The organism is Actinomadura rupiterrae, assembly GCF_024172125.1.
Lineage (GTDB): Bacteria > Actinomycetota > Actinomycetes > Streptosporangiales > Streptosporangiaceae > Spirillospora > Spirillospora rupiterrae.
The window spans coordinates 141,165-157,684 of record NZ_JAMZEA010000011.1; the positions used below are offsets into that span (position 1 = coordinate 141,165).

Below are 16,520 nucleotides of genomic sequence, written 5' to 3' on the forward strand. Positions count from 1 at the left end.
AGAGTGTCCCCGAGCGCGCGCGACGGTCAATGAAGGTCGTCAGAGCGGGTATGGGGACGAACGTTTCCTCCGAAACGTTGAACGTTTCGGCGACGGAGAAGAGGCACAGGTGGGCGGATTGAGCGCGAAGGACATCGCGGCCGTCCTGCGGAGCCGGATCTTGGACGGCTCCTACCCCCGTCGTTCGGTGCTGCCGAGTCGGCGCGCGCTGTCAGAAGAGTTCGGAACCAGTGAGACCACGATCACGTGGGCACTGCGGCCATTGCGCCGCGAGGGACTGGTTTCGCCGGAACAGGGAAGAGGAACCATCGTGACCCACATGCCACGAATCACCAGGGATGCGCGGGATCGGTACAACGAGTCCAAGCGAGCCGACGACAGAGGCGGCTTTGCCGCCGAGGTACGGCGGCAGTCCATGACTCCCCGGTCCGAAACCGTCGTGCGCCGCGAGGTGCCCCCTGCTCGGGTGGCCGAACTGCTCGGCACGGAGCCAGAGCAAGAGGTTCTCGTGCGTTATCGCGAGATGTATGCGGACGATGTCCTGATGCAGATCGCGCCCAGCTACATTCCCGGAGACATCGCCTTTGGGACTCAGTTGGAGGACCATACCCAACCGCAGGGCGGCATGTTGACGACCATGCGCGAATTGGGGCACGAGGAAGTGTACGCGGACGAGTACCTCACGCTCGCTCGCGTTCCCGACCAGGATGAAATCGACCGGTTCGGGATCTCGGAGGATCAGCCGGTATTCGAACTCTTCCACCAGGCATACGACAACGCCGGGAGGGTCGTGGAAGTGTCATGGCATCGGGGCCCATGCTCTCGCTGGGCGGAGTTCATCTACCGAGTCCGGATCAAGGAACAGGACTAGCCCAAGCGCCAAGCAGGGAGGGGCCCCAAGCCGGTCGGCTTGGGGCCCCTCCCTGCGTTGCTCCCCGGACGTCACCTAGAACCGCGCCTGAGAGCGTCTGAGACGCCCCCAGACGGCCCCTAGCGCGAGGGTGGCGGACAGGGTGAGCATGAGCGCTGTAACGGCGCATGAGGCGGCTTGTGAGTCGATGTCGTCTCGGCTGATGTTGTGGAGCGTGCGGCCGCCGAAGTTGACCGTGTAGGAACCGAGGAAGCTTGTGCTGATCACGGTCCCGGCCGCGCCTTTGGGGACTGATCCCATTCCGAGCGACCGGCGCGCGGTCACTCTGTCACCACGTTTGTAGGTCATAGGGTCAGGATGCTGTTTCAGGGCTGTCATGCCCACAATCATCCGGGTATTCGTCCGCTTGCGGCCGGAACTCTTCACGCAGGATGATCGCGAGAATCTGGAATGCCAGGTCATGCAGTAGCGCGCGTTCGTGGTTCATCCGGTACGTGTTCGGCGTTACGCCGTAGATGCGTGCGGCTTCTCGCCTACGCGTCTCTAGTTTCTTGAGAACGCTGGAATCCCCGTCCACAGAAAGCGTGATGCGGAGCGCTGCCGCATCGGTTCTATTCTCCCGCTCGATTCCCCGCCGGATGACTTCCTCGGCGAGAATCGCGCGGTGTGAATAGCATTCGTCCGACGTATCGTCGGATGGGATGAGTAGGTCTATGAGCGGCCGGCCGTGCTCGAATAGACGATTGGCCCGGACGCCGTAACGGACCACACAATGCAGACGCTCATAGATTTGGTTCGCGTCGATTCGCTGTGGGCGCAATACCCCCGTCCCTTTCTCTCCGCCCCCCGTGCGGCTACTTCCGTCCCCGTTCCGATCCCTTCACCCGGTGGGACCGACAGCCCCTGGTACGACTGTCCACGCAGCTCCACGGTTCCGTTCCCGACGGCAGTCCGAACGTTGCGGATCGACCGGAATACCGAAACGATCAACGGAAACCCTGACTGACCTGCGTCAACACTCCCAGGTGATGCCCTCCGTTTCGCTTGCACGAAAGACTGTTCGACGCTGAATCCACGGTACGCGCCTCCCTCCGCTTCCGTCACGTCAGTTACGACCACCGGTCAGGAGACCTCTTGACCTGGGGCGATAGCAGCATCTCGGCAGTGTTCCGGCAGACCATCCGCAGTAAGACGGCAGCACTCAGGCGAGACGAAAGCCGGGAAAACGGCGTTCATCCGGCGGGTTCGCTGATTGTTTTCCGGCGGAATACGCGGCCACGCTTGGAGGGTCACATTCGACCCTGTGAAAGGCACGATGACCCATGGCCGTGTACTACCGCCGGTCCATCTGGACCAAGATTCTCGCAATCCTGGTCGCCATCCCGATCGTCGCGTTCCTCGCGAACCTCACCTACCGGTGGCTGATCCCGCTCCTCCCGTTGGTAGGTGGCGCAATCCTCATCATCGTGTTCGTCGGGCTTTTCCTCCGGCGTCGCCGGTACTGAGCGGATGACGACGTCATGATGTGGGCTCCGGCGATTGAGATCGTCACAGTCTGCCTAATCGTGTTCCTCGCGGAACTCGCCTTTCAGGCGTGGGCGTCGCGGACGTGGCGCGCGGACCTGACGGCGTTCCGGATGAGGTTTCCCGCCGATCTCGACATTGACGACGTGACGCGCGCGTTGACCGTGCTGGCCGGTTCGACGCGTCGGCGTCCGGTCGTCTTCGAGATCCACGCGACGTCGCGCGGCATCGCGCATTACATGCTGGTGCCGTCCACGCTCGCGCCTCGCATCATCACGACCCTCACCACCGTCTTGCCGGGAACCCGTGTGGAGGAGGACGCGGAGTATCTGACCGGTCGGCCCGCCATCCGGCTCGCGCGGGAGCTGCGCAACACGCGCGCGTGGCGGCCGCTGGCGGCAGCTCGGGGCGTGTCGGCAATCGCGGGTGTCCTGTCGGTGCTGTATCCGCTGGGACGGGGGGAAGTCGTCCGAATCCAGTGGACCATTCGCGCGACCCGCCATACCCGACTCAAAGGCGAACCCCCATCGGAACTCATCCGGGACTTCCGCGAGAAGCAGGCGTATCCGCTCCTCCAGGCGTGCGGAAGGGTCGCGGTATCGGCCCCTCACAAGGCGCGTGCGGCCCTGCTGATGTCGGGGGTACTGGAAGGCGCGGGAGTGCTCAACGCTCCCGGTGTCGCGCTCGTGAGGCGCTTCCTGCCGTCCGCCTACGTCGCGGGGAAGGTGTATCCCCGTTCCCTGCCGTTCGGCCCGTGGCCGTGCCTGCTGAACGCCAATGAAGCGGCGGCATTGGTCGCCTTCCCTACGGCGGGCATGGGCAGCATTCCGGGACTGGCGACCGGTAGCGCGCGGCAATTGCCCGTGCCCGTGGACATGAGCCATTCCGGGCTCGTCATCGGGGAGAGCAACTATCCCGGGATGATGGGACGTCCGCTGACTCTCATGCCGGACGATCGTTTGCGGCACGCGACGATCCAAGCGCCTACCGGCGCGGGGAAATCCGAACTCATGGCACGGATGATTCTCCAGGACATCTATCAGGGATTCGGAGTCGTGCTCATCGATCCGAAATCTGATCTGGTCTCGGACATCCTTTCCCGGATTCCGGATCACCGCGTTGATGACGTGATCCTGATGGACCCGTCCGCCGTGAGTTCACCGGCCGGTTTCAATCTCCTGCAAGGTGGCCATGACGAACTGTCGCGGGAACTTGTGGTGGATCGGGTGACGCATATCTTCTCGGAGTTGTGGCGGTCATCCTGGGGGCCGCGCACGGCCGACGTGATGCGCAACGCGCTCCTCACGCTCGTGTTCGCCAAAGCGCCGGACGGGTCCGCGTACACACTCGTGGAGATTCCCGAACTCCTCACCAATGACGAGTTCCGCCGAATGGTCCTCCGGAAGACAAAAGTCACGCCGTCTGTCCGGCAGTTCTGGGCCGCTTACGATGCCATGAGCGACGCGGAAAGAATCCAGGTCATCGGGCCCGTCATGAACAAGCTCCGGGCCTTTACCGTGAGAACCCCACTCCGGCTCATGCTGGGCCAATCGGAAGGCGTCGATCTCGGGGAGGTTTTCCGGAACGGAAAGATTCTCCTAGTGCCGCTCTCCAAAGGCGTGATCGGTCCCGATGCCGCCGCGTTGCTAGGGTCGCTTCTCGTCGCGTCCCTGTGGCAGGAATGCCTCAACCGGACGACCGTTCCCAAGCAAGCACGGAAGCCGGTATGGGGCTATCTGGACGAGTTCCCCGACATTCTTAAGTTCGCCGCCGGCGGAGAATTAGCGGACATTCTCGCGCAGGCGCGCGGCCTGGGCTGGGGCCTCACTCTCGCCTATCAGTATCTCGACCAACTCACCGCCGACGTAAAGGCGGCAGTTCTGGGAACGGTGCGCACACAGATCTGTTTCCAGATGGAATACAGCGACGCAAACGAAATGGCGCGCAGGTTCGCGCCGTTGGACCGGAATGACCTAGCCGGCCTCGGCGCTTACGAAATCGCGATGCGGCCCTGCATAAAGGGCCACACCGCGCCACCGGTCACCGGCTTCACCCTCCAACTCCCGGAGCCCGAATACGACCCTGAAATCCTCGCTGCGCGGTCGCTTGAGCGGTACGGAATGGACCGTCCGGCGATAGACGCGAGCATCGCAAACCGTATCTCTCCGAGCACCGCCGAACTTCCCGGTCCGCGCTCTTACGGACAAGGGAAGAAAGGCAGCGATCCCCGATGAGCGACGCGAATAGCATTCGTCCCGGCTTTCGTCTCGACTTTCGGTTCGGCTTGCGTATCGCGGAACGCTGGGCACGCGCGTCTTCCCAGGTCAGCGACCCAAACGACCGGGATGAACCGCCGACTCTCCCTACGGTGTCCCCGGACCTTTCCCGCTCCCTCCCTTCCTCTTCCCGCTCCCAACCCCCCACTCCCCCCTATTCCGGCCGCCCCCCTCGCCCCCCTTCCAAAATCGACCGTCGAACGAATTGGCTTGAAAGCCATTTCACGCCGCGAGACTGGGAGATCATCGAAACACTTTACCGTGTGAATTGCGCTACGGGGAGGCAAATCCAGCGTCTCCATTTCGCGGAACTCGCGAGCGCGCAACGCTCCACGCAATATGTCCTTCGGCGTCTCCTGCAATGGCGCGCGATCGTCGCAGACGGTGGCGCGATCGGTGGAATCCTCCGAGGTTCGGCGCAACGGATCTATTCCCTAGATCCTGCCGCGTACCGGCTGATGCGCATGCGTGAAGGGCTTCCGGTCAAGCGAATGCGGCCCGAAATGTCACCCGTCGCGCACTGGCTTAACTGGCATTCAATCATCGTCACGGAACTGTATGTGCAATGCCGAGAAGCAGAACGCGCGGGCACGCTCGGACTCCTCGAATTCACCACGGAACCGGCGTGTTGGTGGCCGAACGGAAACGGCGGGTTCGTGCGGCCAGACGCCTATGTGCGAATCGACGTCCCGCACTCTGACCTGTTCCAAGACTGGTGGATCGAAGTCGATACCGGAACCGAACAGATCCCGCGTGTCCGGGAGAAGTTCGCGCGATATCTGGATTACGCAGAACACGGCGGAACCGGCCCTAGCGGGCACGTGCCGCGCGTCCTCCTATCCACTCTGGAGGAATCCCGCGTCCCGGTTCTCAGGCGCGCCGTGACGCGCTTGGGGAGCAACGCCGAACATCTCATCCAGGTGATGCCGTTCGGGACGTCTGTCGCGCTTCTGAGCGCATTCGCAACCACTCCCAGCCGAGAGGAGACCGACCAATGACAGACGAAGGGATCAACCTCGTGTACCGCATCGCGGTCGCGGGCGGACTCCGCAATTTGGCGTCCCTCATTGAACGACGCATGGACCTTCCCGTTCCCCGCAATGTCGAGATCAGCTATTCCGTCATCGCGGACTCTGATGAGGACGCGCGGGCGGAAGTGGACCGTATCGCCGGAATCCTCGGAGAGACCCCCGGATACCCCTACGGCGATTCCCACTACATCGTCACGCACGATTTCGGTCCCGTGACGTATGCGGCCGTCGCGATCACCCGCGAATACATGGACAGGTACCGCGCCGAAATGGAAGCCGAATACTCCGACCCGCGGAAGGAAACCGGGGGGTCGGAATGAAGACGCTCCGGACCCTCACGGGGCACGTGAACGCGCCGTTCGACCGGATCACCTCACCGCATTTCGCGCGGGAACTCCACGGGCTCAGCCAAGCGTTCATGGCGCTTCTCGCCGGATTCGCGGTCACTGCGTGGATCGTCGCCGAACCACACATCGGCCTCATTCTCTGCGTCCTGGGCATCGCGGCCGTTCCGCCTGCGTGGCTCATCGCGACCCTTACCGCACGTATGGCGCTGGAAGTCGCCATGGTGATCCTTTCGATTCACCAGGAATTCAGTAGGCAAACCCATTCCACCTCGCTCCGCATCACCGAATCCGCGACCGGCCCGACCGGAAAGGAACTCGAAGAATGACCCGCATGAATCCCGAACCGGGCAGAAAATTCATTCACTGGGCAACGCGCATCCTCCCAATTGCCGTCGCGGTCACCCTGCTGTTGGGCGGTGCCCTGTGGGGACTGTCCTCCGATGATGGGACCGACCTGAAAGGCCGCACCACCAAAATGGGACGGCTTTCACCCACCCCCACCCCGCCCCCGCATCCCGCGCCCTGCAATCCCTTCGGATGCGCGGTAACCGGCCCGAGCGTGACCGACGACTACGCCAAATCGCATCTCCTCACCTTCGCGGAACTGCGCCGGAACGCCGATATCCGGTACGAGCGTCCCGCGTCCAAAACGAACGCCCTCCCGCCGAAATCCAACGATTACCTCCCCGCCTGCGACTGGTCGCAAAAGCCGCTCGCGAGCAACCACCTTCCCGGACACACCACCTACAACCGGTACTTCAATTCGTACTGGTGGCAGTACCCGCAATGGGCCTCCACGCCCAAGGACCGGCCGCCGCGCTATCGGTTCGTGGAGAACGTCATGACCTATACCGATCTCCTGCAAGAGGTCACCGACTGGGCAACGTTCAAGAACATGACATGCAAACGACCCGCCCCAACCAAAGCCGGAACCCTAGCCGGCTGGCAGATGTTCCGACGAAGCCAGACGATTCACTGCCTGAACATTCACTGGCACACAAGCTATTGCAGCTTGTACGAGGACTATTTCATGCGCGGGAACGTCATCATCGCGCTTGAATGGTCCGAGGCACCGGACGACCACCACCACGCACAACACACCGCCGATCATCTCGACAACGTCATTCTCGGCAAGTTCAACAAAGGCATGCCCACGCCATGACCACCCCCAGGAACCTCCCCCCATACCAGCGACGCAGAAAGTCCGTCCTTCGGCTGTTGTTCTCCGGCGACTACAGCCAACACGTCACGACGCATCTGCTCACCACCGGGTATCGAATCGTCGTCATCGCCGACGTGTTCGCCGTCCTTGTCGCGCTGTGGATCGCGTACGGCCTGCAACAGATTCGATGGATCGGTTGGGGAATTCCCGCCCTGATCTACATCGGAGCGCCATTCCTCGGCCTGCTGACGCTGGCGCTCGTACGGGTCTGGTCCGAATACCTGACCGTGATCTTCGGCATCTCGGGACGCATACATGACCTTGACGCCAAGCTGGGCTATCTCGCTGGCCGCGCCTACGCCGCTGAGCAAGCTGCCAACGCCTCCGTTCCTCCCGACCCGCGTCCATGACCGGTCCGCCCAACAACGACGCTCAGGGACGCTCTCAGGGCCGCACCGAGAGTGAAGCCGTCTCCGCCCCGTGGGAACGGCTCATCCGGACGCTCACGGCCCTGCAACCCAGAACCGGACCCGAACACCGGTGGCGGTCCCGCGCCCTCCAGAACGCGTCTCAGGCAGCTGCGCAAGCGGCACCGGAACTCACCTCCCAGGACGCGCGCAAATGGAGCGTGGTTCTCATCGCTCACCGCGTTCGGCTACCCGAAGTGCTGCGCCACATCCAGGCGGGCCGCATCGTGGTCGTCGTCCCCGCAGACCACGAAACCGACTGACCCGCCACAGACGCGCCGCCCGGACACAGAAAGGGAACCGCCCGGTACTCAGTACCGGGCGGTTCCCTTTCCTGTTCCACGCGCGGACTATGCCGCCCGATCGGCCTCCCACCGGAAGCACAGGCCGTTCCCCAGATCAGCGAACTCGTTCCGATCCTTGAATGCGTCTTCCGCGCCGGAGCCCATGAGGATTTCTGGTTTCCCCTCGACGAACCCCAGGACCAACCCCCAGGCGGCTTGCACAGCGCGGACCATTCGCCGTTTCACCGCGTCATCACCGTCCGCCCACATCTGAGCGACCGTCTGACCGGTGGGCGCGTAGTCGAACCGGTCCGGCACGACAACGAACGTCTCAAGGCGCGCTTTCACGGCCTTCCGCTCCGCGACCAACGCATCAAACTCGTCGTCATCCTCGGCAGCCGAGAACTGCGCCTGAATCTTGCGGAGAGCGGCATTCAGCGCGTCACGCTCATGAGCGTTCCCCGCTACCCGCTGGAAAGCGAGGATGTCCGACCGATCCTCACTGAACACACCTTCAATCAAAGCGACGACCGGTCGGGCATCGGTCCCCCTGAACCGCCCACACGAAACACGACGCTTGCCGTACCCACCACATCGCAGCATCGGCGTTCGGGGATTCCCCGCCGGAGTAAGGCCACCGTTGATGTAGAGCTTCCCGCCGCACCCTGGACACGGCAGGAGTCCCGAAAGCCAATTCGACGGACGCGCGACCGGACGTCCACCCTTGTTCCCCCGACCACTGGTCTTGTTCGCGTCCAGAACCGCATTCGCACGCCACCACAACGCGGAATCCACTACCGGAGAAACACGATGCGTCCACGTCTCCGTCACCCCTTCATAGGTGTAAGAGCACTCCACCACGCCCGTATGGTTCGCACCGAACCGGAGCAGATTCTTCACGCTGTTCGGGTACAAGTCATAGGCCCGTCCGACCGACGACAGAGACTCACCCTTCGAGATGCGCTCAAAGATGTCGTTCACGGCCTGCGGGTCCGTGCAATACGCTTGCTTGGCGTACCGCTTCCCCTCGCTCTCCCAGAACACGGGCAAGTGCCCATGGTGCGCACCATTGTCACGGATCATACAAATGCCACGATAGGTCGTGGCCTTCACCGTCTTGGACTTCTCGGCGTTCGCGTGCTGCGCAACCAACGTCACGATGCGCCCAGCAAAGTCCGACTTACCGAACGTCGGCTCAGAAATCGACAGCACGTCACCACCGATGGAACGGATCGCGAGAAGGATTTCCGCTTGCGCGTCCAAATCTTCCCGCCGATCCAGCCGAGACGACTCCGTCACAATCAACGTGTCGTATTCACCGCGCCCCATATCCGCGATTGCCTCACGCAATGCCGGTTCCTGCGCGCCTTCGGAAGCGCTGTACCCCCTGAGCCGGAACGTCTTCACGATCGTGATCCCGTGCTCTCGCGCGTACTTGTCTATGGCCCTGACCTGGGAACTCTCGTCCTGGCTTCCCGTGCTGACCCTGATCCACGCGGCGGCAAGGTTCATGGTGCGCTCCCTCCGGGACGGCATGCCCTACACCGTGCACACTACGCGGCAAGACCTGACCCGATCGTCCTGGCCCATGGCCGGGCGCTGCTCGCCGACAACCGCTCCACCACGGTCATCCAGGCCGACCTGCGGCATCCGGAGACCATCCTCGGCCATCCCGAGCTGTGCGAGCTGATCGACCTGGCCGAGCCGGTCGCGCTGCTGCTGGTGGCGATGGTCCAGTTCGTCCCGGACGGCGACGACCCCGAGGGCCTGGTCGCCGCCTACCGCGACGCGCTGGCGCCCGGCAGCCACCTGGTGCTGACCCACCTGACCGACACCGGCACCGACCCGGCCGGACGCGCCGCCGCCGAGGCGGTCTACGCGGGCGCCAGCTCGCCGCTGACCTTCCGCTCCGCCGCGCGCATCGCGGGCTTCTTCGGCGACTTCGCCCTGGTCGAGCCGGGTGTCGTGCACGCCTGCGACTGGCGTCCGGACGAGGAGGCCGCCGAGTTCCGCACCGACTGGCTGCTGTCCGGCGTGGCCCGCAAGCCCTGACCGCGCCCCCGGATAACGGGAGGCCGGGAGAGCCGTCCGGCCGGTAGCGTTGGTGGTTTCGCCCATCCACCGCTCCGACCGGAGGTCCGTTCGCATGCCCGGAAGATCCGACACCGCACCCGGCAGGCCCGCACCCGGCACGCCCGGAACCGCCGCACCCGGCACCGCCGCACCCGGCGCGTCCGCGGCTGATGCCGCCGCAGCCGACGTCCTGAGCGCCGAGCGCGCGCACCTCGCCGCCGCGCGCGAGGCGCTGCGCCGGATGCGCGAGCACGCCGAGGGCCTGTCGGCCGACATGGCCGCCGACTGGGTGTCGCGGCAGTACCTGGAGTCGCTGCTGGACCAGCGGGTGGCCGCGCTCGCCGACCAGCCGGACACGCCGCTGTTCTTCGGCCGGATGGACCGCGACGGCGACACGGCCCGCGACAACCCCGACGACGAATCCGCCGCAGCCCTGGACGCCGACGAGCCGGGGATCGCGACGATGCACGTAGGACGGCGGCACATCCACGACGACGACGGCGACCGGCGCCCGCTGGTGCTGGACTGGCGCGCCCCGGTCTGCCGCGCGTTCTACCAGGCGGGACCTGCCGACACGATGGGCTGGCGCCGGCGCCGCCGGTTCGGGTTCTCCGGCGGCGAGCTGACCGCGTTCGAGGACGAGCCGCTCGACGCGCCCGTCCAGGCGTCCGCGCTGCTCACCGCCGAGATCGAGCGGCCGCGCTCGGGCCCGATGCGCGACATCGTGGCCACCATCCAGCCCGAGCAGGACGTGATCGTCCGCGCGGAGCTGGGCCGGACGGTGTGCGTGCAGGGCGCGCCCGGCACCGGCAAGACCGCCGTCGGCCTGCACCGGGCCGCCTACCTGCTGTTCACCCACCGGGAGCGGCTGGCCCGGTCCGGGGTGCTGATCGTCGGGCCGAACCGGGCGTTCCTGGGCTACATCTCGGCCGTGCTGCCCGCGCTCGGCGAGGTCCGCGTAGACCAGGCGACCGTGGACGACCTGCTCGGCGCGCCGACCGGCGCCGAACCGGCCGCGGTGTCGGCGGTCAAGGGCGACGCGCGGATGGCCGAGGTGCTGCGCAAGGCGCTGTGGCAGCGGATCCGCAAGCCCGAGGAGGGCCTGGTCTACACGCGCGGCGCGGCCAAGTTCCGCCTCGCCGACCACGAGGTGCGCGAGACCGCCGCCGGGCTGCGCGGCACCACCCGCTACGCGGCCGGGCGCGAGGCGTTCGCGCAGCGGCTCGCGCACCGGATCCTGGTGCTGATGGAGCAGCGCGGCGAGGCCCCCGACGACCGCGTGCAGGACCAGGTCGCCCGGTCGCGTCCGATGAAGCAGCTGGTCGAGGCGGTCTGGCCGAAGGTCACCCCCGAGATGGTGCTGCACGCGCTGCTGTCGGACGCCGCCACCCTGCGCGCCGCCGCGCGCGGCATCCTGACCGACGAGGAGCAGGCCGCGATCCTCTGGCCCAAGCCGCCGCGCTCGCACCGCTCGGCCAAGTGGACCGCCGCCGACCGCGCCCTGCTGGACGAGCTGGCCGACCTCATCGAGCGCACCCGCTCGCTCGGCCACCTGGTCGTGGACGAGGCGCAGGACCTGTCGGCGATGCAGCTGCGCGCGCTCGGCCGCCGCTGCGCCGCCGGGTCGGCGACCGTCCTCGGCGACATCGCGCAGGGCACCACGCCCTGGTCGGCGCGCTCGTGGGCGGAGGTGCTCGGCCACCTCGGGCAGGACGGGCAGGTCACCGAGCTGGCCGTCGGGTTCCGCGTGCCGGGCAGCGTGCTGGACTTCGCGGCCGCGCTGATCCCGCACATCGCCACCGGCCTGGCCGCGCCGCGCTCGCTGCGTCCGGGCGCCGGGGCGCTGACCGTCCGGCAGACCGGGGACGTGCCCAAGGACGCCGCCTCGACCGCCGCCGCCCTGCTCGGCCTGGAGGGCACGGTCGGGCTGATCGTCCCGGACGCCGAGGCCGGCGCGCACACCGCGGCGCTGGAGGCCGCCGGGATCGCGCACGGCGTGCTCGACCTGGCGAGCACCGGCGAGGGCGAGCGGCTCCAGGTCGTTCCGGCGACGCTGGCCAAGGGCCTGGAGTTCGACCATGTCGTGGTCGCCGAGCCCGCCGCGATCGCCGCCGCCGAGGAGCGCGGGCTGGCCCGGCTGTACGTGGTGCTGACCCGCGCGGTGACCTCCCTGACCGTCCTGCACAGCGCGCCGCTCCCGGCCGCGCTGACCGCCGGGTAGGCCCGGCGGGGCGTCGTTGACGCGGCCGCGGACGGCTCCCTAGGGTGGCGCATACCGACCGGTTGGTATGTCCCCTGCGGAGGTCCGTCCGTGAGCACAGCACCGCCCGACGCGGAGGAACTGCAGCGGCGCGTCGCCGCCTTCCTCGCCGCGCACGACCCCGCCGAGACCGAACGGCTCGACTTCCTTCGCGCCCGGTTCGACGCCGGGCTCGCCTGGGTCCACTACCCCGAGGGCCTCGGCGGGCTCGGCGCGCCGGTCGCGCTCCAGCACGGCGTGGACGTGGCGTTCCACCGCGCGGGCGCGCCCGACAACCATCCCGAGGCGATCGGCATCGGGCTCGGCATGGCCGCCCCGACGATCCTGGCGTTCGGCACCGAGGAGCAGAAGCGCCGGTTCCTGCGCCCGCTGTGGACCGGCGAGGAGGTCTGGTGCCAGCTGTTCTCCGAGCCCGGCGCGGGCTCGGACCTGGCCGCGCTCGGCACCCGCGCCGTCCGCGACGGCGACTCCTGGACGGTCACCGGGCAGAAGGTCTGGACGTCCATGGCGCACGAGGCGCGCTGGGCGATCCTGGTCACCCGCACCGACCCGGACGTCCCCAAGCACCGCGGCATGACCTACTTCGTCTGCGACATGCACGCCCCGGGCGTGGAGGTGCGGCCGCTGCGGCAGATCACCGGAGAGGCCGAGTTCAACGAGGTGTTCCTCACCGACGTCGCCATCCCCGACGAGCACCGGCTCGGTGAGGTGGGGGAGGGCTGGCGGGTCGCCACCACCACGCTGATGAACGAGCGCGTCGCGATCGGCGGACGCGCGGCGCCCCGAGAGGGCGGCATGATCGGCGTGGTCACCGGGCTGTGGCGGGACCGTCCCGAGCTGCGCACCCCGGGCGGACACGAGGAACTGCTGAAACTGTGGGTGCAGGCCGAGGCCGCGCGGCTCACCGGCGAGCGGCTGCGCCAGCAGCTCGCGGTCGGCAGCCCCGGTCCCGAGGGCTCGGCCGCCAAGCTCGCCTTCGCCCGCCTCAACCAGCAGATCTCCGGCCTGGAACTGGAGCTGCTCGGCTCGGAGGGGCTGCGCTACGACGACTGGACGATGCGCCGCCCGACCGAGGTCGACTTCACCCGCCGCTCGCCCGGCTACCGCTACCTGCGCGCCAAGGGCAACTCCATCGAGGGCGGCACCTCGGAGATCCTGCGCAACATCATCGCCGAACGCGTGCTGGGCCTGCCCGGGGAGATCCGGGTCGACAAGGACGTCCCGTGGAAGGACCTGCCGAAGTGAGCGACCTGCTGTACGGGGAGATCGAGGACGACCTGCGCTCCGGCCTGCGCGGCATGCTCGACCAGCGCGCCGCCTGGCCCGAGGTGCTGGCGGGCACCGAGAAGGACGAGCCGTCCGACGCCGCGCTGTGGGACGTGCTGGACGAGATCGGCGTCCTGGCCCTGCCCGTGCCCGAGGCGCAGGGCGGCGCCGGGGCGTCCTGGCGCGAGACGGCCGTTGTGATGGAGGAACTGGGCCGCGCCGTCGCGCCCGTCCCGTTCCTGACCAGCGCCGTCATCGCGACCGCGGCGCTCCTGGCCGCGGGCGATGAGCTGGTGCCGCAGCTGGCCTCCGGGGACCGGACGGCCGTGCTGGCCGTCCCGTTCGGCACCGCGCCGGACGCGCCGCTGCCGGCCGTCCGCACGTCGGGCGGCCGCCTGTCCGGCGAGATCCGCGACGTCGCCGACGCGCTGGCTGCGGACGTCCTGCTCGTCCCGACCCCGGACGGCCTGTACGCCGTGGACGCCGCCGACACCACCCGCACCCCGGTCATCTCGCTCGACATGACCCGCCGCCTTGGCGACCTCACCCTCGCCGACACCCCCGGACGGCTTGTCGCCACCGGCGAGGAGGCTGTACGCGCCGGGCTCACCGCCGGTGCGGCGCTGCTCGCCTCCGAGCAGCTCGGCCTGGCCGAACGCTGCCTGGAGATCACCGTCGCCTACCTGAAGACGCGCTACCAGTTCGGCCGTCCGGTCGGCTCCTACCAGGGCCTCAAGCACCGCCTGGCCGACCTGTGGACGTCCATCTCCGAAGCCCGCGCGGTCGCCCGCCACGCCGCGTCCTGCCTGGCGACCGGCGACGCGGACCTGCCCGTCGCCGCCGTGCTCGCCCAGGCGCACTGCTCGGAGGTCGCCGTCCGCGCCGCCGAGGAATGCGTCCAGATGCACGGCGGTATCGGCTTCACCTGGGAGCACCCCGCGCACCTGTACCTCAAGCGCGCCAAGGCCGACGCGCTCGCCCTCGGCACCCCGTCCCACTACCGAGCCACCCTGGCCCGCCTTCTCGACCTGCCCCCGAGCTGAGGCTCAGGCAGGGGTGAAGGCGATGAGGTCCGCGCGGGTGGGCGGGTCGGCGCCGGGGCGGGTGCAGGTCAGCGAGGCCGCCAGGACGGCGCGTTCGAGCGCCTGCGCGGGCGCGCCGCCCAGCCCGGCGCGGCCGTCGGCGCCGAGCAGGCCGTGCTCGTCCAGCCCGGCGAGCAGCGCGGACATGAACGCGTCGCCCGCGCCGACGGTGTCGACGACCTTCACCGGCGGCGCCGGGCGGTGGATCTCAGTGTCGCCGAGCAGCGTCGCGCCTGCCGAGCCGTGGGTCACCACCACCAGCGCCGGGCCGAGCGCGCGCCAGCCGCGGGCGATGCCGAGGGGGTCGGCGCCGGGATGCAGCCAGCCGATGTCCTCCTCGCTGGCCTTCACCACGTCGCTCAACCCGATCTGCCGCTCGATGCGTGCCAGCTCGTCCGGGCGCGGGCCCATCAGCGCCGGGCGGACGTTCGGGTCGAACGACACCGTCGCCGACCGGCGCGCCGCCGCCATCATCGCCTCGACGGCCGCGGGACCGCCGCCGAGCGCGGCGGCCAGCGACCCGGTGTGCAGCGCGACCGTCCCGTCCGGCAGCGGCGCCGCGGACGGCTCCCAGGACAGCGCGAAGTCGTAGGCCGGGACGCCCGCCTCGTCCAGCGTCACGATCGCCATGCCGGTGAACCGGGACGGCTGGACGACGACCGCGACGTCCGACTCCTCCAGGTGCCGGACGACCAGCCGCCCGAAGGCGTCCTCGCCCAGCCCGGTGACCAGCGACGGCGGCACGCCGAGCCGGCCGAGGCCGACCGCGACGTTCGCGGGGCTCCCGCCCGGGACGGCCCGGAAGAGGCGCTCGCCGCCGGCCGGGGCCAGGTCGACGAGCGCCTCGCCGAGAACGGTGATCCGGCTCAACAGCCCGCCTTGTACAGGATCTTCTGGATGTCGGGCTGGGTCAGGTTGTCCTTGGTGACCACCGTCGCGTCCGTCGGGATGGACGGCGTGACGGCCTGCTTCTTCACCGCCGCGACCGCCTGCTCGACGCCCTTGGCGCCGATGTCGCCGGGCAGCTGCGCCACCAGCGCCTGCACCACCCCGTCCTGGAGCTGCTTCACCTGCGCCGGACCGGCGTCGAACCCCACCATCTTCACCTTCCCGAGCTTGCCCGCCTGCTGCAGCGCCGACCCGGCGCCGGTCGCGGAGTTCAGGTTGGTGGCGAACACCCCGGCGAGGTCGGGGTCCCTGGCCAGCGCCGCGTTCACGATCTTGCTGGCCTCGGACACGTCGTTGTGCGAGTACTGCACGCCGACGTACTTCACGTTCGGATGGCTCGCCTTGATCTCCTGCTCGAAGCCCTTGATCCGCGCGTCCACCGTACTCACCCCGGGATCGGTGGAGATCACCAGGACCTTGCCCTTGTCGCCGATCTGCTTGCTCAGCGCCGTCGCGGCCGTCGCTCCGCCCTTGAGGTTGTCGGTGCTGATCCGCGACACGCCGATGGACGAGTCGTCCACGACCGTGTCGACCAGCACCGTCTTGATGCCCGCCGCCTTGGCCTGCTTCAGCGGCGCGATCAGCGCCTTGGTGTCGGTGGGCGCGATCAGCATCGCGTCCGGCCTGCTCGCCACGACCGAGTTCACGATCGGGGTCTGCAGCGTCGGGTCGAACTTCTGCGGGCCCTGCACCTTCAGGTCCACGCCCATCGTGGCCGCCTGCCGCTTGGCGCCGCAGGCCATGGTCTCGTAGAACTCCTCGCCCGCCATGCCCTGCACGAGCGTGATCTTGACCTTGCCGCCGGAACCGGAGCCGGAGCCCGAGTCCGAGCACGCCGTGGCCGCCGCCGCGACCAGCGCCGCCGCCGTCAGCACGCCGATCAACCTGCGCATCGCTTGCCTCTCTGCCTGTTTCTCTGGGGGGTGGTG

Annotated in this window: 16 protein-coding genes; 12 read left to right on the forward strand and 4 right to left on the reverse strand. The window is 67.9% G+C overall.

The features are described 5' to 3' along the window. Positions 1-118: 118 nt before the first annotated feature. Positions 119-871, forward strand: coding sequence for a GntR family transcriptional regulator (locus FHU30_RS34490; RefSeq protein ID WP_253881730.1), 753 nt, complete (start codon positions 119-121; stop codon positions 869-871). A gap of 352 nt (positions 872-1,223) precedes the next feature. On the opposite strand, the gene FHU30_RS34495 is transcribed toward FHU30_RS34490, so the two are convergent. Beyond that, positions 1,224-1,691 (reverse strand): hypothetical protein, encoded by a 468-nt coding sequence (locus FHU30_RS34495; RefSeq protein WP_253881731.1) that lies wholly within the window; start codon positions 1,689-1,691, stop codon positions 1,224-1,226. 502 nt (positions 1,692-2,193) lie between these two features. Here FHU30_RS34495 and FHU30_RS34500 point away from each other — a divergent pair. The 7 genes from FHU30_RS34500 (at position 2,194) to FHU30_RS34530 (ending at position 7,621) form a co-directional block, all read left to right on the forward strand. Next, a complete protein-coding gene (locus FHU30_RS34500) occupies positions 2,194-2,376 on the forward strand; it encodes a hypothetical protein (RefSeq protein ID WP_253881732.1) in 183 nt (60 codons plus the stop codon). Between the two features lie 15 nt (positions 2,377-2,391). Beyond that, positions 2,392-4,629, forward strand: coding sequence for a type IV secretory system conjugative DNA transfer family protein (locus FHU30_RS34505; protein WP_253881733.1), 2,238 nt, complete (start codon positions 2,392-2,394; stop codon positions 4,627-4,629). Between the two features lie 305 nt (positions 4,630-4,934). Next, complete coding sequence (locus FHU30_RS34510; RefSeq protein WP_253881734.1) at positions 4,935-5,669, forward strand: replication-relaxation family protein; 735 nt, start codon at positions 4,935-4,937, stop codon at positions 5,667-5,669. Further along, a complete protein-coding gene (locus tag FHU30_RS34515) occupies positions 5,666-6,022 on the forward strand; it encodes a hypothetical protein (protein ID WP_253881735.1) in 357 nt (118 codons plus the stop codon). The genes FHU30_RS34510 and FHU30_RS34515 overlap by 4 nt, the downstream gene beginning before the upstream one ends. Then, positions 6,019-6,375 carry a DUF4282 domain-containing protein gene (locus tag FHU30_RS34520; protein WP_253881736.1) on the forward strand — a complete coding sequence of 119 codons (357 nt, stop codon included), beginning with the start codon at positions 6,019-6,021 and terminating at the stop codon, positions 6,373-6,375. Before FHU30_RS34515 ends, FHU30_RS34520 begins: the two co-directional genes overlap by 4 nt. A gap of 5 nt (positions 6,376-6,380) precedes the next feature. After that, positions 6,381-7,211 (forward strand): hypothetical protein, encoded by an 831-nt coding sequence (locus FHU30_RS34525; RefSeq protein ID WP_253881737.1) that lies wholly within the window; start codon positions 6,381-6,383, stop codon positions 7,209-7,211. Positions 7,212-7,267: 56 nt separating this feature from the next. After that, positions 7,268-7,621, forward strand: a complete 354-nt coding sequence (locus FHU30_RS34530; protein WP_253881738.1) for a hypothetical protein — start codon at positions 7,268-7,270, stop codon at positions 7,619-7,621. Positions 7,622-8,028: 407 nt separating this feature from the next. On the opposite strand, the gene FHU30_RS34535 is transcribed toward FHU30_RS34530, so the two are convergent. Continuing rightward, the gene (locus FHU30_RS34535) at positions 8,029-9,498 is read right to left on the reverse strand and encodes a recombinase family protein (protein WP_308211453.1); all 1,470 of its coding nucleotides are present in this window, start codon (positions 9,496-9,498) and stop codon (positions 8,029-8,031) included. Here FHU30_RS34535 and FHU30_RS34540 point away from each other — a divergent pair. The 4 genes from FHU30_RS34540 to FHU30_RS34555 all read left to right on the forward strand — a co-directional run bounded on the left by FHU30_RS34540 (position 9,382) and on the right by FHU30_RS34555 (position 14,604). Next, positions 9,382-10,014: an SAM-dependent methyltransferase gene (locus FHU30_RS34540; RefSeq protein WP_253881740.1), complete on the forward strand. Its 633-nt coding sequence runs from the start codon at positions 9,382-9,384 to the stop codon at positions 10,012-10,014. The two genes, FHU30_RS34535 and FHU30_RS34540, sit on opposite strands and share 117 nt — an antisense overlap. A 94-nt stretch (positions 10,015-10,108) precedes the next feature. Beyond that, the gene (locus tag FHU30_RS34545) at positions 10,109-12,256 is read left to right on the forward strand and encodes a HelD family protein (protein WP_253881741.1); all 2,148 of its coding nucleotides are present in this window, start codon (positions 10,109-10,111) and stop codon (positions 12,254-12,256) included. Positions 12,257-12,346: 90 nt separating this feature from the next. Continuing rightward, positions 12,347-13,540, forward strand: a complete 1,194-nt coding sequence (locus FHU30_RS34550; protein ID WP_253881742.1) for an acyl-CoA dehydrogenase family protein — start codon at positions 12,347-12,349, stop codon at positions 13,538-13,540. Further along, positions 13,537-14,604: an acyl-CoA dehydrogenase family protein gene (locus FHU30_RS34555; protein WP_253881743.1), complete on the forward strand. Its 1,068-nt coding sequence runs from the start codon at positions 13,537-13,539 to the stop codon at positions 14,602-14,604. The genes FHU30_RS34550 and FHU30_RS34555 overlap by 4 nt, the downstream gene beginning before the upstream one ends. A 3-nt stretch (positions 14,605-14,607) precedes the next feature. On the opposite strand, the gene FHU30_RS34560 is transcribed toward FHU30_RS34555, so the two are convergent. Further along, the gene (locus FHU30_RS34560) at positions 14,608-15,513 is read right to left on the reverse strand and encodes a carbohydrate kinase family protein (protein ID WP_301324076.1); all 906 of its coding nucleotides are present in this window, start codon (positions 15,511-15,513) and stop codon (positions 14,608-14,610) included. Then, the gene (locus FHU30_RS34565; RefSeq protein ID WP_253881744.1) at positions 15,510-16,484 is read right to left on the reverse strand and encodes an ABC transporter substrate-binding protein; all 975 of its coding nucleotides are present in this window, start codon (positions 16,482-16,484) and stop codon (positions 15,510-15,512) included. The genes FHU30_RS34560 and FHU30_RS34565 overlap by 4 nt, the downstream gene beginning before the upstream one ends. Positions 16,485-16,520: the final 36 nt, after the last annotated feature.